Source organism: Streptomyces sp. NPDC031274 (assembly GCF_055570235.1).
Genome location: NZ_JBVIHP010000005.1, coordinates 51,511 through 73,482 on the forward strand (window position 1 = coordinate 51,511; position 21,972 = coordinate 73,482).

19 protein-coding genes and 1 pseudogene are annotated in these 21,972 nt (G+C 70.0%); 8 read left to right on the forward strand and 12 right to left on the reverse strand.

The window, feature by feature from the left end; genetic code table 11:
• Positions 1-64: 64 nt before the first annotated feature.
• Complete coding sequence (locus ACZ5CR_RS10245) at positions 65-2,512, reverse strand: ATP/GTP-binding protein (RefSeq protein WP_468855623.1); 2,448 nt, start codon at positions 2,510-2,512, stop codon at positions 65-67.
• A 301-nt stretch (positions 2,513-2,813) separates the two neighbouring features.
• Between ACZ5CR_RS10245 and gabT the strand changes: the two genes are divergently transcribed.
• Complete coding sequence (gene gabT / locus ACZ5CR_RS10250; protein WP_468855625.1) at positions 2,814-4,148, forward strand: 4-aminobutyrate--2-oxoglutarate transaminase; 1,335 nt, start codon at positions 2,814-2,816, stop codon at positions 4,146-4,148.
• Positions 4,149-4,698: 550 nt separating this feature from the next.
• Positions 4,699-5,289 carry a phosphatase PAP2 family protein gene (locus tag ACZ5CR_RS10255; RefSeq protein WP_468855627.1) on the forward strand — a complete coding sequence of 197 codons (591 nt, stop codon included), beginning with the start codon at positions 4,699-4,701 and terminating at the stop codon, positions 5,287-5,289.
• Here the strand turns inward: ACZ5CR_RS10255 and ACZ5CR_RS10260 are convergent.
• The 8 genes and pseudogenes from ACZ5CR_RS10260 to ACZ5CR_RS10295 form a co-directional block, all read right to left on the reverse strand.
• Positions 5,277-6,284, reverse strand: a pseudogene (locus ACZ5CR_RS10260) (chitinase); the annotation flags it as partial. The gene ACZ5CR_RS10255 and the pseudogene ACZ5CR_RS10260 sit on opposite strands and share 13 nt — an antisense overlap.
• A 310-nt stretch (positions 6,285-6,594) precedes the next feature.
• Complete coding sequence (locus ACZ5CR_RS10265; protein ID WP_468855629.1) at positions 6,595-7,095, reverse strand: hypothetical protein; 501 nt, start codon at positions 7,093-7,095, stop codon at positions 6,595-6,597.
• A 141-nt stretch (positions 7,096-7,236) separates the two neighbouring features.
• On the reverse strand, positions 7,237-8,655 hold the full coding sequence (locus ACZ5CR_RS10270) for an NAD(P)/FAD-dependent oxidoreductase (protein ID WP_468855632.1): 1,419 nt from the start codon (positions 8,653-8,655) through the stop codon (positions 7,237-7,239).
• Positions 8,656-8,690: 35 nt separating this feature from the next.
• Complete coding sequence (locus ACZ5CR_RS10275; protein ID WP_389908841.1) at positions 8,691-9,494, reverse strand: ABC transporter permease; 804 nt, start codon at positions 9,492-9,494, stop codon at positions 8,691-8,693.
• Positions 9,494-10,426: an ABC transporter permease gene (locus ACZ5CR_RS10280; RefSeq protein ID WP_468855635.1), complete on the reverse strand. Its 933-nt coding sequence runs from the start codon at positions 10,424-10,426 to the stop codon at positions 9,494-9,496. Before ACZ5CR_RS10280 ends, ACZ5CR_RS10275 begins: the two co-directional genes overlap by 1 nt.
• On the reverse strand, positions 10,423-11,583 hold the full coding sequence (locus ACZ5CR_RS10285; RefSeq protein WP_468855638.1) for an ABC transporter ATP-binding protein: 1,161 nt from the start codon (positions 11,581-11,583) through the stop codon (positions 10,423-10,425). The genes ACZ5CR_RS10280 and ACZ5CR_RS10285 overlap by 4 nt, the downstream gene beginning before the upstream one ends.
• Positions 11,584-11,647: 64 nt before the next feature.
• On the reverse strand, positions 11,648-12,892 hold the full coding sequence (locus tag ACZ5CR_RS10290) for an ABC transporter substrate-binding protein (RefSeq protein WP_468855641.1): 1,245 nt from the start codon (positions 12,890-12,892) through the stop codon (positions 11,648-11,650).
• Positions 12,893-12,954: 62 nt separating this feature from the next.
• Positions 12,955-14,457: a gamma-aminobutyraldehyde dehydrogenase gene (locus tag ACZ5CR_RS10295; protein ID WP_468855643.1), complete on the reverse strand. Its 1,503-nt coding sequence runs from the start codon at positions 14,455-14,457 to the stop codon at positions 12,955-12,957.
• 205 nt (positions 14,458-14,662) lie between these two features.
• On the opposite strand from ACZ5CR_RS10295, the gene ACZ5CR_RS10300 reads away from it, so the two are divergent.
• Positions 14,663-15,214, forward strand: coding sequence for an NADAR family protein (locus tag ACZ5CR_RS10300; protein ID WP_468855645.1), 552 nt, complete (start codon positions 14,663-14,665; stop codon positions 15,212-15,214).
• A 140-nt stretch (positions 15,215-15,354) separates the two neighbouring features.
• On the opposite strand, the gene ACZ5CR_RS10305 is transcribed toward ACZ5CR_RS10300, so the two are convergent.
• Complete coding sequence (locus ACZ5CR_RS10305) at positions 15,355-15,783, reverse strand: DUF4190 domain-containing protein (RefSeq protein ID WP_468855647.1); 429 nt, start codon at positions 15,781-15,783, stop codon at positions 15,355-15,357.
• 436 nt (positions 15,784-16,219) lie between these two features.
• Here ACZ5CR_RS10305 and ACZ5CR_RS10310 point away from each other — a divergent pair, with 436 nt between their 5' ends.
• The 4 genes from ACZ5CR_RS10310 to ACZ5CR_RS10325 all read left to right on the forward strand — a co-directional run bounded on the left by ACZ5CR_RS10310 (position 16,220) and on the right by ACZ5CR_RS10325 (position 19,778).
• Positions 16,220-17,308: an adenosine deaminase gene (locus tag ACZ5CR_RS10310; protein WP_468855649.1), complete on the forward strand. Its 1,089-nt coding sequence runs from the start codon at positions 16,220-16,222 to the stop codon at positions 17,306-17,308.
• A gap of 33 nt (positions 17,309-17,341) precedes the next feature.
• Positions 17,342-18,040, forward strand: a complete 699-nt coding sequence (locus tag ACZ5CR_RS10315; protein WP_468855652.1) for a glycerophosphodiester phosphodiesterase — start codon at positions 17,342-17,344, stop codon at positions 18,038-18,040.
• A 30-nt stretch (positions 18,041-18,070) separates the two neighbouring features.
• Positions 18,071-18,238 (forward strand): hypothetical protein, encoded by a 168-nt coding sequence (locus ACZ5CR_RS10320; RefSeq protein WP_468855655.1) that lies wholly within the window; start codon positions 18,071-18,073, stop codon positions 18,236-18,238.
• A gap of 277 nt (positions 18,239-18,515) precedes the next feature.
• Complete coding sequence (locus ACZ5CR_RS10325) at positions 18,516-19,778, forward strand: serine hydrolase domain-containing protein (RefSeq protein WP_468855657.1); 1,263 nt, start codon at positions 18,516-18,518, stop codon at positions 19,776-19,778.
• Here the strand turns inward: ACZ5CR_RS10325 and ACZ5CR_RS10330 are convergent.
• A complete protein-coding gene (locus ACZ5CR_RS10330) occupies positions 19,744-20,418 on the reverse strand; it encodes a class F sortase (RefSeq protein WP_468855659.1) in 675 nt (224 codons plus the stop codon). The genes ACZ5CR_RS10325 and ACZ5CR_RS10330 overlap by 35 nt on opposite strands.
• Positions 20,415-21,245: a hypothetical protein gene (locus ACZ5CR_RS10335; RefSeq protein ID WP_468855661.1), complete on the reverse strand. Its 831-nt coding sequence runs from the start codon at positions 21,243-21,245 to the stop codon at positions 20,415-20,417. The genes ACZ5CR_RS10330 and ACZ5CR_RS10335 overlap by 4 nt, the downstream gene beginning before the upstream one ends.
• A gap of 224 nt (positions 21,246-21,469) precedes the next feature.
• Between ACZ5CR_RS10335 and ACZ5CR_RS10340 the strand changes: the two genes are divergently transcribed.
• The gene (locus tag ACZ5CR_RS10340; protein WP_468855664.1) at positions 21,470-21,958 is read left to right on the forward strand and encodes a hypothetical protein; all 489 of its coding nucleotides are present in this window, start codon (positions 21,470-21,472) and stop codon (positions 21,956-21,958) included.
• The last annotated feature ends 14 nt before the right edge of the window (positions 21,959-21,972 follow it).

Genomic DNA, 21,972 nt, shown 5'->3' on the forward strand with positions numbered 1-21,972 from the left:
CTCACCGTACGGTAGGTACGGGACCGAATACCCCATACGCATATCCCTGCGTGCGCCCTGTTGACTAACCCCGAAGATCCACGAGGAGGGGAGGCGCGTGCTCCCCCTTCACGTCCGTCAACGAGAGCACCGCGTGGCCGGGTGGCAGGGAGTGGGCGAGGTCGGAGGCGGACCAGCGTTCGCGCTCGACCTTGCGCACGGTGACGGCGTCCGTCGTGACCGCCTTGCCGGTGACGAGCTTGCGCAGCGAGTGCAGCGCCCGCGTCATCGGCTGATCGGCGAAGACCGTGTGCTGGGCGACTTCCTTGGTCTCGATCCACTCGGTGCCCCAGGCCTCGGTGAACCGGCGCCCGTCCCAGGTCGTCACGCCGGAGAAGGCCATCCGGCAGCCGACCGCCGCGTACAGCGGCCCCTGAAGTGACTCCGGCACCTCGCCGATGGTGCGCAGACCGAGCACGACGCCCGCGTTCAGCGACCGCAGCCGCTGGATGGCGCGCACGCTCTCGCCCGTGAGGGTGCGCGCGGCGTCATCGAGGATCAGGCAGGCGAAGTGCGGGCGCCGGGCCGGGTCGCGCACGACGTACGTGAACTGGGCGAGCAGCAGCCGGGCAAGCAGCCTGGACGCCTCCTCGTGTCCCTGCTCGGGCAGGTCCACCCTGACCCGGAGCGGGTGGTTGACGACGGCGCGCATCGAGAAGGGGCGCCCCTCGCCGCTGGGGTCGAAGAAGTCGGCGAAGACGGGCCGGTCGAGCAGGCCGAGCCGGTCGGCCAGGGCGGGGCCCGGGTCGTTGGGAGAGCCCGACTGGCGGATGCGGGCGTCCAGTTCGCGGCGCATGGCGGTGTGCCCGTCCGTGGCGAGGCCCGCCTGGAGTGCGGCGAGCCCGGCGTGATCCCCTTCGAGGAGTTCGCGCAGTACGGGCACGGACGGGAAGCGTCCGTGCAGGGCGCGGTAGGGGCCGAGCAGTTGGGCCAGGGTGGTGGCGGCGCGCCGCGTGTCGACGGCTTCGAGGTCGCCGACCAGGCCTTCGGCGAGGAAGGCGGCGGCCTCGTCCGCGTCGGCGCAGTCCGCGTACAGATCGATGTCGTGCACGGACGCCGGATCGCCCGGCCTGACCACGATGTCGTACGTCTGGTCGGCACCGAGCGACGTGCCCGCCGCGCACACGGCGACGACCGCGCACTGTCCGGTCAGGGCGCCCAGGGCGAGCGACTCCGCCACCGGGCGCATGAGCCTGCCGGTCTTGCCCGCGCCGGACGGGCCCACAGCGAGCAGGGAGGTGCCGAGCACGGCGGGGTCGAGCGCGGCGGCGGCGGCGCGTACGGCGCGGGGATTGCGCTCGTCCTTCGCGAAACGGCCGATCCTGACCTGGCCGACGAGCAGGTCGTGCACGGCGCTGCGAGCGGGCAGGTCGCGCTGGCCCGAGGGGTGGGCCCAGGCGGCTGAACCCTGCCGGGCGACCGTGTCCACGAAGGTGGCAAGGGCGTTCGGGTCGGAACCGGCCGTGCGCCAGGCGTGGGCCACGCGGGCGCAGTCGACGTCGTTCATGCGTCCGCTGACCAGCTCGGCGGAGAGCAGGTCGGCCGACTTGTCGTGTCCCGCCGCGCGCAGTTCGGGCCAGTGGCCGTGCGCGGGGGCGTCGGCGGGACGGGGCGGGGTGACGGTCGGCCGCTGCCGTGCCGTCGCCGCTCTGCCGTCGCGGATCGCCTGCCACCATCCGCCGATGCGGGCGAAGGGCCACAGCACGGCGAGGGTGATCAGGATGTACAGGGTGTCGTTGACCACGCGCGAGTCGAAGATCTCGTAGCCCGCGACGAGCGCGATCAGGGAGAAGACGGGGTCGACCACGGGCAGCGGCCGCAGGTCGAACCCGAGGGCGCTCGGCCAGACGTAGACGAGGGCGCCGACCGCACCGACGGAGGCGATCACGGCACGGGCCGGTTGCGGGCGGCGCGTCACGAAGTGCCGGATCGCGTCGGGCCAGGCACCGAGCCGCCCGACGCTGTAGATCACCGCGCCGAAGACAAGACCGTCGTAGACCATCCGGGCGTCCGTGGCCTGCAACTTCTTGGGCGTGGCGCTGCCCGTCCACCACCAGTCGCCCGGCGTGAACAGCTTCAGCGGGACCCACTGGTAGGGGATGCTGCCCTGCCGCCACAGCGACCAGAACAGCAGACCGAGCAGGGCAGAGATGACCATGCCGACGGCCAGGCGCCGGGTGACTCCTTCGGTCTCGGACTCGGGCGCGGGCGGCCGGTAGCCGTAGCGCCAGATGCCCGGCGCCACCTCGGGGCGGGGCGCGGCGAGCCAGTCGGCGACGGATGAGGGGCGCTCGGCGCCGGGCGCCTTTCGGGGCATCGGCGGCGGCCCGGGGACGGTGGGCTGCGGCCCGGGGACGGTGGGCGGCGCCGCCGGGACCGCGGGTGCCGCCGGGACCGCGGGCGCCGCAGGCCGCGGCACCGGTGTGGCGTGTGTGCCGCGAGCGTCGTGCGTGCCCGTGCCTTCGGAGTCCATGGCCCTTCCCCCCTGACCTGCCGGTCTGTCGGTTCAGCCGTCAATCTAGTGCCCCCGCAGGGGGAGTTCACGAAATACGCGCCCGGGACCTGCGGGAACACCATGCCCCTTACCCGCCGCCGAAGGGGACGAAAGCCGCACCCCGCCCACCCGCCGCTATGTCCATCACGGACAACCGCCACGCCGAACAACTCCCCCGTGGAGCATGCCCGCCCCCACCCTCCGCCCCTAACCTGCGAAGAAAGCAAGCAAGAAAGCAAGCATTCGAGCGTCCGCCTCGCCCCACCCCCAGGAGCACCCCATGACCGCACTTCCGCAGGAGCGCCGCGTCGTCACCGCCATCCCCGGGCCGAAGTCTCAGGAGCTGCAGGCCCGCCGTACGGCCACGGTCGCCGGCGGCGTGGGTTCCGTGCTGCCCGTCTTCGCGGCGCGCGCGGCGGGCGGCATCATCGAGGACGTCGACGGCAACCGCTTCATCGACTTCGGCTCCGGCATCGCCGTGACGTCGGTCGGATCCAGCGCCGAGGCCGTCGTACGCCGTGCGAGCGCGCAGCTCGCCGACTTCACCCACACCTGTTTCATGGTCACGCCGTACGAGGGGTACGTCGCCGTCGCCGAGCAGCTCGCGGAGCTGACGCCGGGTGACCACGCCAAGAAGAGCGCCCTGTTCAACTCGGGCGCCGAGGCCGTCGAGAACGCCGTCAAGATCGCCCGTGCGCACACCAAGCGCCAGGCCGTCGTCGTCTTCGACCACGGCTACCACGGCCGTACGAACCTCACGATGGCGCTGACCAGCAAGAACATGCCGTACAAGAACGGCTTCGGGCCGTTCGCGCCCGAGGTCTACCGCGTCCCGGTGGCCTACGGCTACCGCTGGCCGACGGGCGAGGAGAACGCCGGGCCCGAGGCCGCCAAGCAGGTCATCGACCAGATCGGCAAGCAGGTCGGCGCGGAGAACGTGGCCGCGATCATCATCGAGCCGGTGCTCGGCGAGGGCGGCTTCATCGAGCCCGCGAAGGGCTTCCTGCCCGAGATCGTGAAGTACGCCAACGACAACGGCATCGTCTTCGTCGCGGACGAGATCCAGTCCGGCTTCTGCCGTACGGGCCAGTGGTTCGCGTGCGAGGACGAGGGCATCGTGCCCGACCTGATCACGACCGCCAAGGGCATCGCGGGCGGCCTGCCGCTCGCCGCCGTCACGGGCCGCGCCGAGATCATGGACGCCGCGCACTCCGGCGGCCTCGGCGGCACCTACGGAGGCAACCCGGTCGCCTGCGCCGGTGCGCTCGGCGCCATCGAGACGATGAAGGAGCTCGACCTCAACGCCAAGGCGAAGGCCATCGAGGCGACGATGAAGGCCCGCCTGGCCGCCATCGCGGAGAAGTACGACATCGTCGGCGACGTCCGCGGCCGTGGCGCGATGATCGCCATCGAGCTGGTCAAGGACCGCGCGTCCAAGGAGCCGAACCCCGAGGCGACGGCCGCGCTCGCCAAGGCCTGCCACGCGGAGGGCCTGCTCGTCCTGACCTGCGGCACGTACGGAAACGTCCTGCGCTTCCTGCCGCCGCTGGTCATCGGCGATGACCTGCTGTCCGAGGGCCTGGACATCATCGAGGCGGCGTTCACCCGCATCTGATCGCGCCCCTTCGCGGCCTTTCGCGGTCTTTCGCGGTCTTTCGCGGTCTTTCGTGGTCTTTCAGGAGCGCTCACCGGAGCCGGGATCACCCCAAAGGGGGAAAGATCCCGGCTCCGTATGTATACGCGTGCGCCCTGACGTGTACGTACCTCGTGCGGTGCCAGAGTCGTGACCTGGGGTGACCGTCAGGGCGTGTGAAGAAGGTGTGCGGGCCCCATGTCGGGTTCCTGTTCCGCCTGTCGGCCCGCCCCTACCTGACGTACGGTTTCTGCAGATGAGAGAAACACCCCGCCCACAGGGGACTGTGGGTGACACCGGGACGGAGCCTCCCCAGCCCCGTCTTGGTCGTGCCATCGCGCACACCCCCGGAGCTTCTGGCTTCGGAACTCCTCACCGATCGGATCGCCGCCCGCCCCACACCCCCCGGGGCGCGCGGCACACCGGTCAGGACGGCCGCCCCGGAACTACCCCCCCTGTTCCCGGGCGGCCGACCACTTTCCTCTTCCTCTTCTGCCTCTGCGCGCTGCTCTTCGCGCTCATCACCTGGCAAGTGCTTGCCGACGGCCCCCTCCGCGACGCGGACGAGCGGCTCGGCCCCTGGATCACCGGAAGCCGTCTCCCGGACGGCGCGGCGGAACTCCTCGCCGATCTGGGCGGAGTCACCGTCGCCGTGCCGTTCCTCGCCGTGGTCATCGCCTACGCGGGATGGCGCGCCCGCGCTGCCGGTACGTTCCGCTGGTGGCTGGCCCCGGTGGCCGCCGCCGTGGCCATGGCGGCGGTCCCGGCGCTCGTGATCCCGCTCAAGGAACTCATCGGCCGCACCGCCCCGCCCGGCATGGACGGCAGCGGCTACTACCCCTCGGGCCACACCGCCACCGCCATGGTCGCCTACGGCGGGGCGGCGCTGCTCCTGCTCCCCTACCTGCACGGCACGTACGCACGGCGTGAACTGCTCATCGCCTGCGCCCTGTTGAACTTCGGGGTCGGACTCGGGCTCGTGCGCCGCGGGTATCACTGGCCGCTGGACGTCGTCGCCAGCTGGTGCCTGTTCGGGATGGTGCTCCAGCTGATGGTGAGGGTGGTGGCGCGGTACGGACGCCGCGCCGAGGAAGAGGAGACGGACGCGGCTCAGCCGAAGTAGCCGTCGAAGTTCTTCGAGAACTCCCAGTTGTTGTGGCGGTCCCAGTTGATCGACCAGGTCATCAGGCCGCGCAGCCCCGGCCACGTGCCGTGCGTCTTGTACGAGCCGCAGTTGGTGCCCTTCGTCAGGCAGTCCAGGGACTTGTTGACCTCGGCCGTGGAGACATGGCCGTTGCCCGCGTTCGTCGAGGCGGGCATGCCCATGGCCACCTTCTCCGGAGGCAGCGCAGGGAAGACGTTGTTCGTGTCGCCCGCCACCGGGAAGCCCGTGAGCAGCATGTCGGTCATCGCGATGTGGAAGTCCGCGCCGCCCATGGAGTGGTACTGGCCGTCGAGGCCCATGATCGGGCCCGAGTTGTAGTCCTGGACGTGCAGCAGGGTGAGGTCGTCGCGCAGGGCGTGGATGACCGGGAGGTAGGCGCCGGCGCGCGGGTCCTGGCCGCCCCACTTGCCGGTTCCGTAGAACTGGTGGCCGAGCTGCACGAAGAAGGTCTCGGGGGCCATCGTGACCGTGAAACCGCTGCCGTACTTGGCCTTGAGGGTCTTGACGGCCGAGATGAGGTTCACGATCGACGGCGTCTTGGGGTTCTTGAAGTCCGTGTCGTCGGCGTTCAGCGAGAGGGAGTGGCCCTCGAAGTCGATGTCCAGGCCGTCGAGTCCGTACGCGTCGATGATCGCGGAGACCGACGAGACGAAGGTGTCGCGGGCCCGGGTGGTGGTCAGCTGGACCTGGCCGTTCTGGCCGCCGATGGAGATCAGGACCTTCTTGCCCGCCGCCTGCTTGGCCTTGACCGCGGCCTTGAACTCGTCCTTGGACTCGACGCCCGGGCACTCGGCCTGCGGACAGAGGCTGAAGCGGATGTCGCCGGACGTGGCGGAGGTCGGCTCTCCGAAGGCGAGGTCGATGATGTCCCAGCTGTCGGGGACGTCCGAGAGCCGCGTGTAGCCGGACCCGTTGGCGAAGCTCGTGTGCAGATAGCCGACCAGGGCGTGGCCGGCGGCGGCCTTCGGCACCGGCCCCGTCGAGGGCCCCGTCGAGGAGGCCGTCGAGGTGCCCGCCGACGCCTCGGCGGCGAGCAGGCCGGACGCGGCGAGCGCGCAGGCCGTGGCCGCTGCCACGGTGAGACGTCTGATGCGGCGCGTGAGGGGACGCCTGAGAGAACGCCTGAGGGAACGCGGCGATGAACGGTCCACAACTGCCTCCGGGCATGGGGCGATGGGAGGGTGGGCCGCTCAATTTGGTCCAGACCAATCAAGTTGTCAAGGTCTCGTCAAGGACCGTCCATCAAGAACCGTCCGTCAAGAACTACTCCTCCCTCGGCTCCTCCCTCGGCTCCTCCCGCGACTCCTCCGGCTGCTCCCGCGGCGCCAGCTGCGCCGCCGCCTCGTGCATCGCGAGTTCGAGAAGTGCCGGATCCGTCAGCGTGCCCGACCCATCGGGCGGGACCAGCCAGCGGACGCCGCCCGTGGAACGCCCCGGGTAGGGCACCACGATCCAGGTGCCGAGGCCCGCGCCGCGCACCCCCGTGCCGATCCAGCGGGCCACCGTGCCCGCGGGCACGAAGAACCCCATGCGGGAGTCGCCGAAGTCGGCGAGTACCGGGCCCGGACGGTCGATGCAGCAGGTCAGTACGTCGAGCGTGGGATATCCGAGTTCACCGGGAAGGATCAGTACGTCCCAGAGCTTGCCCGCAGGAAGGAGCGCGACCCCCATGGGGTTGCGCTCCCATTCCCAGCGGCAGGCATCCGGTTCCGGCGCCACCGACACAAGCCATTCGACCGCCGACTTCGCCTCCGAGCCAGTCATGGCGGGGCCTCCCTCTCTCCTGTGCAACAGCTGTGCTTGCTTGTCACAGGAGAGAGGGGGCTCGGACCGGAGCATTACGCGGGTTCCGGGAACTTGTTGACGAACCGTCGATAGAGCGAGCCCCGGGGCCGGTCGAAGTGGTCAGCTGTCGAAGCCCAGGCCCAGCTTGTCCATCGTCTTCAGCCACAGATTGCGCCTGCCGCCGTTCTCGTCCGCCCTGGCCAGGGACCACTTGGTCAGAGCGACGCCCGTCCACGCGAACGGCTCGGGCGGGAACGGCAGCGGCTTCGTACGCACCATCTCCAAGGACGTACGTTCCGTGCGCTCGCCGGAGAGCAGGTCCAGCATGACGTCGGCGCCGAAACGGGTGGCCCCGACACCGAGCCCCGTGTAGCCCGCCGCGTACGCGACCCGCCCCGCGTGGGCCGTGCCGAAGAACGCCGAGAAGCGCGAGCACGTGTCGATCGCGCCGCCCCACGCGTGCGTGAACCGGACCCCCTCCAACTGCGGGAAGCAGGTGAAGAAGTGGCCCGCCAGCTTCGCGTACGTCTCGGGGCGGTCGTCGTGCTCGGCCCGCAGCTTGCCGCCGAAGGGGTAGATCGCGTCGTAGCCGCCCCAGAGGATGCGATTGTCGGCGGAGAGCCGGAAGTAATGGAACTGGTTGGCGCTGTCGCCGAGCCCCTGGCGGTTCTTCCAGCCGATCGCCGACAGTTGCTCCTCGGTCAGCGGCTCCGTCATCAGGGCGTAGTCGTAGACCGGGACCGTGTACGCCCGCACGCGTTTGACCAGCGAGGGGAAGATGTTCGTGGCGAGCGCGACCTGGCGGGCGCGGATCCGGCCGTACGGGGTGCGTACGGCCATCCCGGCGCCGGACGAGACGAGTGCGAGCGCCGGCGTGTGCTCGTAGACGCGTACGCCCTTCTCCAGACAGGCCCGCTTGAGGCCCCAGGCCAGCTTCGCCGGGTGGAGCATGGCGACTCCCTCGCGGTCCCAGAGGCCGCCGAGGAAGGTCGGTGAGTCGACGTGTGCGCGCAAGGCGTCCGCGTCGAGCAGCTCGGAGCCGTCGGCGAGGCCGTGCTCCGCCATCTCCTCGTACACCTCGCGCAGTTCGGTGAGCTGATGGGGCCGCGTGGCCACGTCGATCTCGCCGGTGCGCTCGAAGTCGCAGTCGATGGAGTAGCGCTTGACGGCCGCCTCGATCTCGTCGAGGTTGCGGGCGCCGAGCTCCTCCAGCTTCGCGATCTCGCCGGGCCAGCGGGACAGGCCGTTGGAGACGCCGTGCGTGAGGGACGCGGCGCAGAAGCCGCCGTTGCGGCCGGAGGCGGCCCAGCCCGCCTCGCGGCCCTCGACCAGGACCACCTCGCGGTGCGGGTCGCGCTCCTTGGCGATCAGCGCGGTCCACAGGCCGCTGTAGCCGCCGCCGACGACAAGCAGGTCGCACTGCTCGTCGCCGGTGAGGGCGGGCTCGGCGCGGGGTTTGCCGGGGTCGTCCAGCCAGTACGAGAGGGGCTGGGCGTCGGAGAGCGACTTGGTCCAACGGGTCATGGCGCCTGGGGCCATGATTTCCACTCCTTCAGAATGCGCGGGGTTGGTTCTCAATTGGCTTGCTTGTTGCGGCGCTTCGAGACGATCATCCCGCCGAGCACCAGGATCACGGCGACGAGGAACATCGCCGTACCGATCACATTGATCTGAACGGGCGTACCGCGCTGCGCCGATCCCCAGACGAACATGGGGAACGTCACGGTCGAGCCCGCGTTGAAATTCGTGATGATGAAGTCGTCGAAGGAGAGCGCGAAGGCGAGCAGCGCGCCCGCCGCGATTCCCGGTGCGGCGATCGGCAGCGTGACCCGGACGAAGGTCTGCACGGGGCCCGCGTAGAGGTCCTGCGCGGCCTGTTCCAGGCGTGGGTCCATGGACATCACGCGCGCCTTGACGGCGGTCACCACGAAACTGAGGCAGAACATGATGTGGGCGATGAGAATCGTCCAGAAGCCGAGCTGCGCGCCCATGTTGAGGAAGAGCGTGAGCAGCGAGGCGGCCATGACGACCTCGGGCATCGCCATCGGCAGGAAGATCAGCGAGCTGACCGCGCCGCGCGCCCGGAAGCGGTAGCGCACGAGCGCGAAGGCGATCATCGTGCCGAGCACGGTCGCGCCGATCGTCGCCCAGGCCGCGATCTGCAGGCTCAAGCTGAGCGAACCGCACATGTCGGCGACGCCGCAGGGGTCCTTCCAGGCGTCGAGCGAGAATTCCTGCCAGGCGTAATTGAAGCGCCCCTTCGGCTTGTTGAAGGAGAACACCGTCACGACGACGTTCGGGAGCAGCAGATACGCGAGCGTGAGGAGACCCGCGATGACGACGAATTTGCCGCGGAGCCAGCGGAAGAAGGCAGCCATCAGACGAGATCCTCCGTCCCGGACTTACGGATGTAGAAAGTGACCATGACGAGGATCGCCGCCATCAGGATGAAGGAGAGAGCCGCGGCCGTCGGGTAGTCCAGAATGCGCAGGAACTGCGTCTGGATGACGTTGCCGACCATGCGGGTGTCGGTGGAGCCGAGCAGATCCGCGTTGACGTAGTCGCCCGCCGCCGGGATGAAGGTGAGCAGCGTTCCGGAGACGACGCCCGGCATGGAGAGCGGGAAGGTCACCTTGCGGAAGGTCGTGGACGGCTTCGCGTAGAGGTCGCCCGCCGCCTCGTGCAGCCTGCCGTCGATGCGTTCGAGCGAGGTGTAGAGCGGCAGGATCATGAACGGCAGGAAGTTGTACGTGAGTCCGCAGATCACCGCGAGGGGGGTGGCAAGGACCCGGTCGCCGTCCGTGACGCCGAGCCAGCTGGTGACGTCCAGGACGTGCAGCGTGTTGAGGGCGCCCACGACGGGGCCGCCGTCCGCGAGGATCGTCTTCCACGCCAGCGTACGGATGAGGAAGCTGGTGAAGAACGGCGCGATGACCAGGACCAGGATGAGGTTGCGCCAGCGGCCCGCGCGGAACGCGATCAGATACGCGAGCGGGTAGCCGAGCAGCAGACACAGGATCGTGGCGGCGCCCGCGTACAGCACCGAGCGCAGGAACTGCGGCCAGTAGTCGCTCAGGGCGTCCCAGTAGGTGGCGAAGTGCCAGGTGACCTTGAAGCCGTCTTCCAGGGAGCCGGTCTGGACGGACGTCGACGCCTGGTAGACCAGCGGCAGCGCGAAGAAGACGACGAGCCAGAGGATGCCGGGGAGCAGCAGCCAGTAGGGGACGAGGCGGCCGCGCTTGCGGACCTTGCGCGGAGCCTCGTCCGGCTCTTTCGTCGGCGGCGTCGCGTCGGTGAGGGTCGTCGTCATGCGGAGGCGTCCTCCTCGACCTTCTCGACTCCCGCGTCGATGTCCTGGGCGGGGTCGAGGCCGAAGGTGTGGGCCGGGTTCCAGTGCAGGACGACGTCGACGCCGGGGACCAGGCGGGTGTCGCGCTCGATGTTCTGGGCGTAGACCTCGAACGCGTCGCAGCGCGGGCTGTTGATGACGTACTGCGTCGACACACCGATGAAGCTGCTGTCGGCGATGCGGCCCGTGATGCGATTGCGCCCCTCGGGGATCCGCCCCGCGTCGTCGGCGTGCGTGAGGGAGATCTTCTCGGGGCGTACGCCGAGGATGACCTTGCCGCCGGTGCCGGTGGGCGCCGTACATCGCGCGGCGGGCAGCGTGAGCTTGCCGTCGCCTGCCTTGAGGGTGAGGTCGTCGCCGCTGCGGCCTGCGATCTCGGCCTCTATGAAGTTCGACGTGCCGAGGAAGTTGGCGACGAAGGTGGTGCGGGGGTTCTCGTAGAGGTCGGCGGGTGCGCCGAGCTGTTCGACACCGCCCGCGTTCATCACCGCGACCTGGTCGGCCATCGTCATGGCCTCCTCCTGGTCGTGCGTGACGTGGATGAAGGTGATGCCCACCTCGGTCTGGATGCGCTTGAGTTCGAGCTGCATCTGGCGGCGCAGCTTGAGGTCGAGTGCGCCGAGCGGCTCGTCCAGGAGCAGCACCTTGGGGTGGTTGATCAGGGCGCGGGCGACGGCGACGCGCTGCTGCTGGCCGCCGGAGAGCTGGTGCGGCTTCTTGCGGGCCTGCTCGCCGAGCTGGACGAGGTCGAGCATCTCGCCGACCTGGCCCTTCACCGACTTGATGCCGCGTCGGCGCAGGCCGAAGGCGACGTTCTCGAAGATGTCGAGGTGCGGGAAGAGCGCGTACGACTGGAAGACGGTGTTGACGGGCCGCTTGTACGGCGGCAGCGCCGTGACGTCCTGCTCGCCCAGGTGCACGGTGCCCGAGCTGGGCTCCTCAAGGCCGGCGATCATGCGGAGCGTGGTGGTCTTGCCACAGCCGGACGCGCCGAGCAGCGCGAAGAAGGAGCCCTGCGGCACGGTGAGGTCGAGCGGCCGTACGGCGGTGAAGGAGCCGTACGTCTTGCTGATCCCGGTGAGGCGGACGTCGCCGCCGTGTTCTGTAGCAGTCGTCATGGTGCGTCCAGGGGGTCGAGGGGAAAGTCGAGGGACTGCGGGGAGTACAGGGCCACGGGGAGTGTCAGGCACCGGTCAGCTTGGCGAACTTCTCCTCGTACGCCGTCTCTTCCTTCGGCGTCAGCGAGCGGAACCCGTGGGACTTCGCGGCCATCTCCTTGTCCGGCAGGATCAGCGGGTTCGCCGCGGCCTCCTTGTCGAGCTTCGCCAGCTCGGGGCGCACACCGTCCACGGGGCACACGTAGTTGATGTACGCGGCGAGGCGCGCGGCGGGCTCGGGCTCGTAGTAGTAGTCGATGAGCCGTTCGGCGTTGCGCTTGTGGCGCGCCTTGTTCGGGACGAGCAGGTTGTCCGTGGACGTGATGTAGCCCTGGTCGGGGATGTGGAAGGCGATGTCGGGGTTGTCGGCCTGGAGCTGGACGATGTCGCCCGCCCAGCCGAGACACGCGGCGAGGTCGCCCTTGTCGAGGTCCGACGTGTAGTCGTTGCCCGTGAAGCGGCGGATCTGCTTTTTGTCGACGGCCTTCTGGAGGCGGGCGATGGCCGCGTCGAAGTCGTCGTCGGTGAACTTCGCCGGGTCCTTGCCCAGGTCGATGAGCGTCATGCCGACGCTGTCGCGCATCTCGGAGAGGAAGCCGACGCGCCCCTTGAGCTTGGGGTTGTCCAGGAGCTGCGACACGGAGGTGATGTCTTCGCCGTCGGTCGCCTTCTTGTTGTACGCGATGACGGTGGAGATGCCGGTCCAGGGGTACGAGTAGGACCGCCCCGGGTCCCAGTCCGGGTCGCGGAACTGGGCGGACAGGTTGGTGTACGCGTGCGGCAGGTTGGCCGGGTCCAGTTTCTGGACCCAGCCGAAGCGGATGAGCCGGGCCGCAAGCCAGTCCGTGACGCAGATGAGGTCACGGCCTGTTTCCTGGCCCGCCGCGAGCTGCGGCTTGATCTTCCCGAAGAACTCGACGTTGTCGTTGATGTCCTCGGTGTACTTGACCTTGATCCCGGTGCGCTTGGTGAACGCGTCCAGGGTGGGCCGGCGTTGATCGTCGTCGACGTCCATGTACTCGGTCCAGTTGGAGAAGCTGATCTGCTTCTCCTTGGCCGAGTGGTCGTCGGACGAGACGTCGCCCTGCCCCTTGCTCGCTGCCGGGATCCCGCAGGCGCTGAGTGCGCCGAGACCGCCGACGGCGAGCGCGCCGCCCGCGGAGGCGCGCAGCAGGGAACGGCGGGTGAGAGAGGCCCGGCCGTTCCTGAGGCTGCGGTGCATGGCGGCCAGTTGGGCCGGGGAGAGGGGGTCGGGCTCGTACTGCTCCATGCGCTTGGTTGCCCTTTCGGGAGGATGGGCGGCCACTGGTCGGGCGGCCTTCCAGCTGTCGGCTATCGGTCCCCGAAGATCGTGCGGTGCCAGTCCTTGCGGACGACCGCGGTGTTGTCGAACATGACGTGCTTGATCTGGGTGTACTCCTCGAAGGAGTAGGCGGACATGTCCTTTCCGTAGCCGGATGCCTTGTATCCGCCGTGCGGCATCTCGCTGAGGATCGGGATGTGGTCGTTGACCCACACACAGCCCGCCTTGATCTCGCGCGTCGCCCGGTTGGCACGGAAGACGTCGCGGCTCCAGGCGGAGGCGGCGAGACCGTACGGAGTGTCGTTCGCGAGCCTGATGCCTTCGTCGTCGGAGTCGAAGGGCAGCACGACGAGCACCGGACCGAAGATCTCGGCCTGCACGATCTCGCTGTCCTGCGCCGCGTCGGCGATGAGGGTGGGCTTGTAGAAGGCCCCGGGGTGGTCGGGCGCCTCGCCACCGGTGACCACGCGCGCGTAGGAGCGCGCCCGGTCGACGAAACCGGCGACGCGGTCGCGGTGGACGTGCGAGATGAGCGGCCCGAGGTCGGTGTCCTCGGCGAAGGGATCACCGAGCCGGACACTCTCCATGAGCTCGGCGACGCCCTCTACGAAGGCGTCGTAGAGCGGCCGTTGGACGTACGCGCGCGTGGCGGCCGTGCAGTCCTGCCCGGTGTTGATGAGCGCGCCCGCGACCGCGCCGTGCACGGCGGCTTCGAGGTCGGCGTCGTCGAAGACGACGAACGGCGCCTTGCCGCCGAGCTCCAGATGCAGCCGCTTCACGGTGGAGGTGGCGATCTCGGCCACGCGCTTGCCGACGGCGGTGGACCCGGTGAAGGAGGTCATGGCGACGTCGGGGTGCCCCACGAGCCGCTCGCCCGCGTCGCGTCCGGCGCCGCTGATGATGTTGACGACACCGTCGGGGATGCCCGCATCGGTGGCCGCCCGCGCGAAGAGGAGCGAGGTGAAGGGGGTGAGCTCGGCGGGCTTGAGGACGATCGTGTTGCCCGCGGCGATGGCGGGAAGCACCTTCCAGGCGGCCATCTGGAGGGGATAGTTCCAGGGCGCGATGGACCCGACGACACCGATGGGCTCACGCCGTACGTACGAGGTGTGGTCGCCGGAGTACTCACCGGCCGACTGGCCCTGCAGATGCCGGGCCGCTCCCGCGAAGAAGGCCGCGTTGTCGACGGAGCCCGGTACGTCGAACTCCCGGCTGAGCTTGATCGGCTTGCCGCACTGGAGCGACTCGGCCTGCGCGAACTCCTCGGCGCGCTCGGCCAGCACGCCCGCGAAGCGGTGCATGGCGTCGGAGCGCTCGCCGGGGGTCGCGCCCGCCCACCCGGGGAAGGCGTGCGCGGCGGCGGCGACAGCGGTGTCGACGTCCTTCTCGCCCGCGAGTTCGTAACGGTGGACCTCGTCGCCGGTGGCCGGGTCGACGACGGCGTGCGTGCGCCCCGATGTGCCCTGGGTCAGCCGTCCCGCGATGTACTGCGCGCCTGCCGCGAAGTGGTCCTGCGCCTGGAAGTTGTGCATGACGCTCTCCTCCGCCGTCGTCCCCGTCCCAGGGGTCGGCGTAGCTCCAGATCGATTTGAGTGCCGATCCTGACAGAGCAGTGGTACTCCAACAAGTGATTCCGTTGTTGCCTTTTGGTTACGCGACGGAATCTGTCGACCAGGTGTCGAGTCGTCCTGGAAAACCCAGGACGGAGTGTCAGTGGTGCGTGCCAGACTCGCGTGCATGACGAAGATCGACTCGGTGGACGCGCTGGTCCGCGCGGTGCGTGCGGGGGAACAGGTCGAGTACCTGCACTTCTGGGGTCACACCCCGCGCCGGGACGGGTCGCTCGGCGCGAGCTGCTTCAGCCAGTGGTGGCAGTCGCCGTTCACCGTGGACGGCGTGGAGTACGGGACGGCCGAGCACTGGATGATGGCCGCCAAGGCCCGCCTCTTCGCCGACCCGGAGGCCGAGACCGCGGCCCTCACCGCGCGGACACCCGCCGAGGCGAAGAAGGCGGGGCGCCTGGTGCGGGGCTTCGACGAGGCGATATGGGAGCGGGAGCGGTTCAGGATCGTGGTCGAGGGCAGCGTCCACAAGTTCGCGTCGACCGATGCGCTCCGCTCGTTCCTGGTCGGCACGGGGTCGCGGGTCCTTGTCGAGGCGAGCCCGATGGACCGCGTCTGGGGCATCGGCCTGGCGGCCGACGATGAGCGGGCCCAGGAGCCGGAGAAGTGGCGGGGGCTGAATTTGCTGGGGTTCGCGTTGATGGAGGCGCGGGAGCGGTTGCGCTAGGCGGGGGCTTTGGGGCGGACCCTGCCCGTACGCCCACCAGATGATTACGCGGGGCAATCGGGCGGGTGGGCGGGAGACATCCGCCGCGAAGCGGGCGGTTCAGGCCGACGCAGAAGGCGCCCCCGCCAGTACAAAGCAGGTCAGGGGCTGACGGCCCCGGAGACGGAGGTCGAGTAACCGCCCTCCCCCGAAGCCCCGTCCTCCTCGAACGCGTCGTCCGGCGTCACGATCAGCACCACCAGCAACGCCACCGCCAGGACGATGCCCGCGACACCGCAGATGATCCCGGCCAGCGCCTGCCCGGAGTTCGTCGCCTCGCCGCGCCGCGCCCTGCCGCGCCCGATCGCCCCGAAGATGATCGCGAGGATGCCGAGCACGATCGCCAAGGGCCACAGGCAGAAACCGGCGGCCGCGATGATCCCGAGGACAAGGGCGGTCACGCCCATCCCGTTGGCGGGCGTCATCGGCATCGCGGGCCAGCCGTACCCGGGCGGGCCCTGCCCCTGGTAGCCCTGATAGCCCTGGTAGCCCTGGTGGCCGCCCGGAAACTCGGGGTAGCCGTACGGCATCTGACCCGGCCCCTCGGGCCCGACCGGAGGCGGCGGCACCGGCTCACCACCCGCCGGATGACCCGCCGGAGGACCCACTGGAGGCGCATAGGGCCCGGCACCGGCACCGGCACCCGGCCCCGTCCCCGTCCCCGGAACAGGAGCGGCGGGCGTCGACTGCTCGTGCGCAGACGGCGCGTACGGCGCCGCCCAAGGATTCCGCTTCTCCAGCGGCACCGACCCCGAACCCGGCCCTGGCCCCGCCTCATCCGCCGGCGGAGCCCAAGGGTCCCGCCCCTCGGACGCACCCGACCCCGCCGAACCGTCGGACATGCCGCGCTCACCTCTTTCGTACGTTCCGTCATGCTACGGCCACCGCCCTCGGCCGAAGCCTCCGGCCTAGGATGATCCCGACTTACCCGATCAGCCGATCACATCCGTTCCTGGGGAGGAAACCGTGACCGATCCGAGCAGCGCCCGCGACCAGCCACGCGACCAGCGCGACACGCACGACCGACGCGACCCGCATGCCTTCATCGCCGGACTGCCCAAGGCGGAACTGCATGTGCACCATGTCGGCTCGGCATCCCCCCGCATCGTCTCGGCCCTCTCCGCCCGCCACCCCGACTCCACGGTGCCCACCGACGTGGAGGCCCTCGCCGACTTCTTCACGTTCACGGACTTCGCCCACTTCATCCAGGTGTACCTCTCGGTCGTGGACCTGGTCCGCACCCCGGACGACGTGCGGCTGCTCACGTACGAGATCGCCCGCGACATGGCCCGGCAGAACATCCGCTACGCCGAGCTGACCGTCACCCCCTTCAGCTCCGTGCGCCGCGGCATCGACGACCGCGCCTTCATGGACGCCATCGAGGACGCCCGCAAGGGCGCCGAGGCCGAGTTCGGTGTCGTACTGCGCTGGTGCTTCGACATCCCGGGCGAGGCGGGGCTCGAATCCGCCGAGGAGACGGTGCGGCTCGCGACCACCGACACGCTGCGCCCCGAGGGCCTGGTCTCCTTCGGGCTCGGCGGGCCGGAGATCGGCGTGGCCCGGCCGCAGTTCAAGCCCTACTTCGACCGCGCGATCGCGGCCGGCCTGCACTCCGTCCCGCACGCGGGCGAGACCACGGGGCCCGGCACCATCTGGGACGCCCTCACCCATCTGCGCGCCGAGCGCATCGGCCACGGCACAAGCGCCGCCCAGGACCCGGGGCTCCTCGCCCACCTCGCCGAGCACCGCATCCCGCTCGAGGTCTGCCCGACGTCGAACATCGCGACCCGCGCCGTCGCCACCCTCGACGAGCACCCCCTCAAGCAGTTCGTCGCCGCCGGGGTCCCGGTCACCATCAACTCCGACGACCCGCCCATGTTCGGCACCGACCTCAACAACGAGTACGCGGTCGCCGCCCGCCTTCTCGACCTCGACGAGCGAGGCGTCGCGGACCTGGCGAAGAACGCCGTCGAGGCCTCCTTCCTCGACCCGGCGGGCAAGGCGAAGCTGGTCGCGGAGATCGACACGTACACGCGGACCTGGCTCGCTCCCTAGGTCCGGCACCACGACCGGCACCACAATGGGCCCATGCGCACCGTGACAGCCGTGGCCCACCGAGGCGATCCCTACCGCGTCCGCGAGAACACCCTGCCGTCCCTGCGCTCCGCGCTGGAGCGGGGTGCGGACGCGGTGGAGATCGACGTCCGTCTCAGCCGTGACGGCGTCCCCGTCCTGCTGCACGACGCGACCCTCAAACGCCTGTGGGACATCGACCGCCCCCTTTCCACGCTCTCCGCGGACGAGGTGCGCGGCCTCACCGACGGCGGCGTACCCACCCTGGAGGAGGCCGTCGCGGCGACCGAAGGGCGTCGGCTCATGGTGGATCTGCCGGGCGCGACGCCGCAGTCCGTGCGCGCGGTCGTCGGCGCCGTCGCCGACTGCGGGGCGGCGGAACGGACGTACTACTGCGCGGGCGCCCGGACGATGCTCGCGGTGCGCGCGGCGGATCCCGCCGCCGAGATCGCTCTGACCTGGACGAGTCTCGCCCCGCCGCGCCGCGCCGTGCTCGACGCCGTCAAGCCCCGCTGGCTCAACTACCGCTTCTCTCTGCTCCACCGCGAACTGGCCGTCCAGGTGCGGCGTCAGGGGCTCCTCGTCTCGGCGTGGACCCCGGACACGAAGCGCTCGATGCGCCGCCTCCTCGACATCGGCGTCGACTCGATCACGACCAACCGCGTCGACACGCTGCACGCCTTGCTCGCACGGCCTGGCGGCGCACTCTCGTAGCCGGACGATCCCTCAACTAGCTTGTGGGATATGGGGAACAGCGAGTACGACAAGCACGAAGAGCCGCTCTTCGTGTACGAGCGCGACGAGCGGGGCTACCGCGGCCACCGGCTCAATCCGCGGCATCCCGTCGGCCGCATGCTGACCATCGCTCTGGTGGTCGGCATCGTCCTCGTCATTCTGCTGATGTCGACGTGACGGCCGCCCCTGCCCGAGGGGCGCCTGCGGCATAGCCCGGCGGTGGTTGCTGGACCCGATCGAGGCTTTCGGCACCTGGGCCTGGGCCGGCGCCTGGGCCTTCGACCATGGTGACGAGGTGATGGCGGCACAGGAGCACGCCGACCGTCCGACGGGCGAGGCCCCCCTAGGGGAGGCAGGGCCAAAACCCCTTACGTGTATGGGTGTTGACCCCTCAGGGGGGCACCGGCCCCCGCCCTCCCCAGTGAGGATCCGCCCCGCACGGCCGATCACCAGGATGGACAGCACGAGTTCCGCACCGCAGCCCACCTGGAGTCCCACCGTGCAGTTGCGCACCCGCACCGCCCGCACCGCTCTCGCCACCGCCCTGGTCCTCGGCCTCACCGGCGTCGCGACCGCCCCCGCCCTCGCCCACTCCCACTCCCACGCCCACACGTCGGCCGTGACGGCGTCCACCGATGCCTCCGCGCCCGACGGCAAGGCGCTGCGCGACGCGATCAAGGGGCTCCCGAACGCCGACGCGACCGCCGCTCTCGTCCGTGTCGGTGGCCCGGCGGGGACCTGGCGCGGCAGTTCCGGCGTGCACGACCTGGTCACGGGGCGGAAGGCCGATCCGCACGGGCGCTTCCGCGCCGGGTCGATAACCAAGATCGTGACCGCGGCCGTGGCGCTCCAGCTTGCCGCCGATGGCGATCTCGACCTCGACAAGCCGGTGCAGCACTACATGCCGGACTTGTTCCCGAAGCAGGAGGACAAGGAGAAGGAGTTCAAGCCCATCCCCGTCCGCAGCCTCCTCAACTACACCAGCGGCCTGAAGTCCGGCGACGGCTTCGACGACGAATACGCCCACCGCTACGACACGCTGGAGCCGCAGAAGGTCGTCGCGTCGGCCATCGCCAAGGGGCCCGAGCACGCCCCCGGCGCCCAGCAGCACTACCGCAACATCGGCTACACCGTGCTCGGCCTGCTGATCGAGCGGATCACCGACGACTCGTTCGCCGACCAGGCGGACCTGCGGATCTTCAGACCCCTCCACCTGCACGACACCTACTTTCCCGGCGCCGATCCCCGCATCCGCGGCCCGCACAACCGCGGCTACCAGAGCATGAAGCAGCCGGACGGCACCACGCGCCTGGTCGACGTCACCGAGTGGAACCAGTTCGACCGTTTCGCGGCGGGCGACATGATCTCCTCCACCGCCGACCTGGAGGCCTTCACGCAGGCGCTGTTCGGCGGAGAGGTGGTGCCCGAGGCCCAGTTGAAGGAGATGTTCACCCTGCCGAAGCTGGGGCCGGGCATCCCGGAAGCCACGTTCGGCGCCGGGCTCCAGCGGTTCGAGGTCGGCGGCCAGGTGATCTGGCTCAAGACCGGCTCCCGCTACGGCTATACGAACATCATCGCTTCCACCGAGAACGGCTCACGCACCCTTGTCCACTCGGTCAACGCGACCGACGCCAAGGGCACGGACATGAACCCGATCGCGGAGCGGATCGCCCTGGCCGCCTTCAGCCCACGCCCGTCATCCTCGCGAACACGGTGACGTTGTCGGGGTAGTAATGCCGGTCCGCGTCGAAATCGCCGCCACAGGTGATCAGGCGCAGACCCGCGTGGTCGATGTCCCCGTACACCTTCAGGGTGGGGAATTCCTTCTTCGGGTACTCCTCGACACGGTCCACCGTGAAAGTGACCGTCTTCCCGTCCTCGCGCGTCACCTCGACGGTGTCTCCGGCCTTCATCGTCTTCAGCCCCTTGAAGACCGCGTCCGCGCCGTTCCAGGTCACGTGTCCGGCGATCACCGCGGGCCCCCGAGAGCCGGGGGTGGGGCCGGGCTCGTACCAGCCCGCCAGTTCGGGGTTCTTCGGCGTCGTCATCGCCCCGTCCCCGTTCTGCCCCAGCGTCTCCAGCTCGCTCGACACGCCGAGGGAGGGGATGACAACCCGCTCGGGCACCGACCGGGCCAGGTCGGTGGCAGCTTGACCCGACCCCGTGGCCGGTGTCCTGCCGCCCTCTTCCGCGCCGCCCCCGTCCGCCCCCCGATCAGCGCTCCGATCCGCGCTCCGGGCCGGGGTCGCCCGCGGGGCAGCCGTGTCCTGGCCCGCGCATGCGCTGAGCAGCAGAGCCGTCGCGAAGACGGCGATCACGGGGGCGCAGGTACGCCGGACCGAGCCCGAGCGGCTCACTGGGCATCCCCGTTCTTCGCGACCGTGGCCGTGACCGCGGCGACGGGCGCGGGCGTCATCCGTCGACGCACCAGAACCAGCACACCGGCGGCCGCCACCGACGCGGCCCCGGCGCCACCGATCACGGCAACGGGGTTCGTGCCCTGACCGTTGCCGCCACCGGTCTCGACTCCGCCGACGGGGACGGAACCGACCGCCGCGCCCTTGACCACACCGCAGTCGGTCGGAGCGGTGGCCTCCTGGGGAAGCTTCGGGTCGAGTTCGCTCTTGCCCGCGCCCTCGAAGTCGTACGTGCCGTTGTCGTTGCGGTCGACGCCGTGCTGCACGATGTGCAGGTCCTTGATGTGGTCCACCACGTCCTGCCCGACGGTGATGGTCCGCTTGTAGGAGACCTTGCCCTGCGCGTCGGCCACCGGCATCCGGTCCACGGCGAGTCCGCTGCCCGCGTCGGTGCCCCCGGAGACGGTCAGCGAGATGTTGATGTCGCCGTAGTGGACGGTGGCCTCGGTGTTGTCGAGGATGCCGTCGCCGTTGGTGTCGTCGCCGTCGTCGGGGCACTGGAAGTCGTGCCCGTCGGTGGATCCGTGCAGGTGCTGCGCGGAGGGCTGCCCCGGCACCATGCCCTCGGACTTGATCCACACGGTCAGCGCGTTGCCGCGCAGGCTCAGGAGGGCCGTCCCCGTGGAACCGGAGTCGTTCAGCTGCGCCAGGTCGATCTGGTAGGCCGGGGTGTCCGCCGCGAACACCGGGGACGAGACGGCCACGGTGAGGAGGGCGACGGGCAGAGCGGCGAGCGCCGCGAGAAGGCCGGTTCGCTTGGGCATCACGTTCGTTCCTATTCCGCGGCGCCCGAACGGGACGGCCGCACGTCGCAGTTACCTATGGAACGCAAGGCGACTCCTGGGTGTTCAAAGCGAGGGAGTGCTCACCGGCGGAGGCCGCGCCGCGCGTTGCCAGAGCGATACAGTCGCCGGGCCGGACGGGACGCCTGGAAGGCTGTGCGCCGACGGAGCTGCCAGAGGCGACAGAGCCGACGGAGCCGACAGAGCTGATGGAGAAGAGAGTTGCCATGGCGGCCGGATGGGATTGGGACGGCGACGAGAACCTGCTGCGGTTCCACGCCCCATCCGAATGGGACGCCGCACATGAGCGCGGCAGAGTCCACCGCATGGGCTCCGCGGCGATCGGCCTCGCCTTCAACTGCCCCCTGACCGAGGCCTCGCCCCGCATCGTCAAGGCGATGCGCTTGCCGGACAGGGCGGAGCAAGGCTTCGCGTTCACCGCGGCCGGAGCAGCCGCCCGGCTCAACGGCGAACTGACGCCGGAGCTGTACGAGGCGCTGCGCGCGGAAGGGCACGCGGGCCTCGCCGGAGACGCCATCGACGACACCCTGACCTTCGTACCGTTCCGCGAGCTGCCGCCCTGGCTCAAGTGGCGAAAGGTGTGGACGGGAGTGCGGGACACGCTGGTGGGCCGGTGGATCCGGTCGGTGGAGGCAATCGGGGACGCCTGTCAGTCCCTGCGCCGAAACCGCTCCTGAACGGCGGGCCCGCG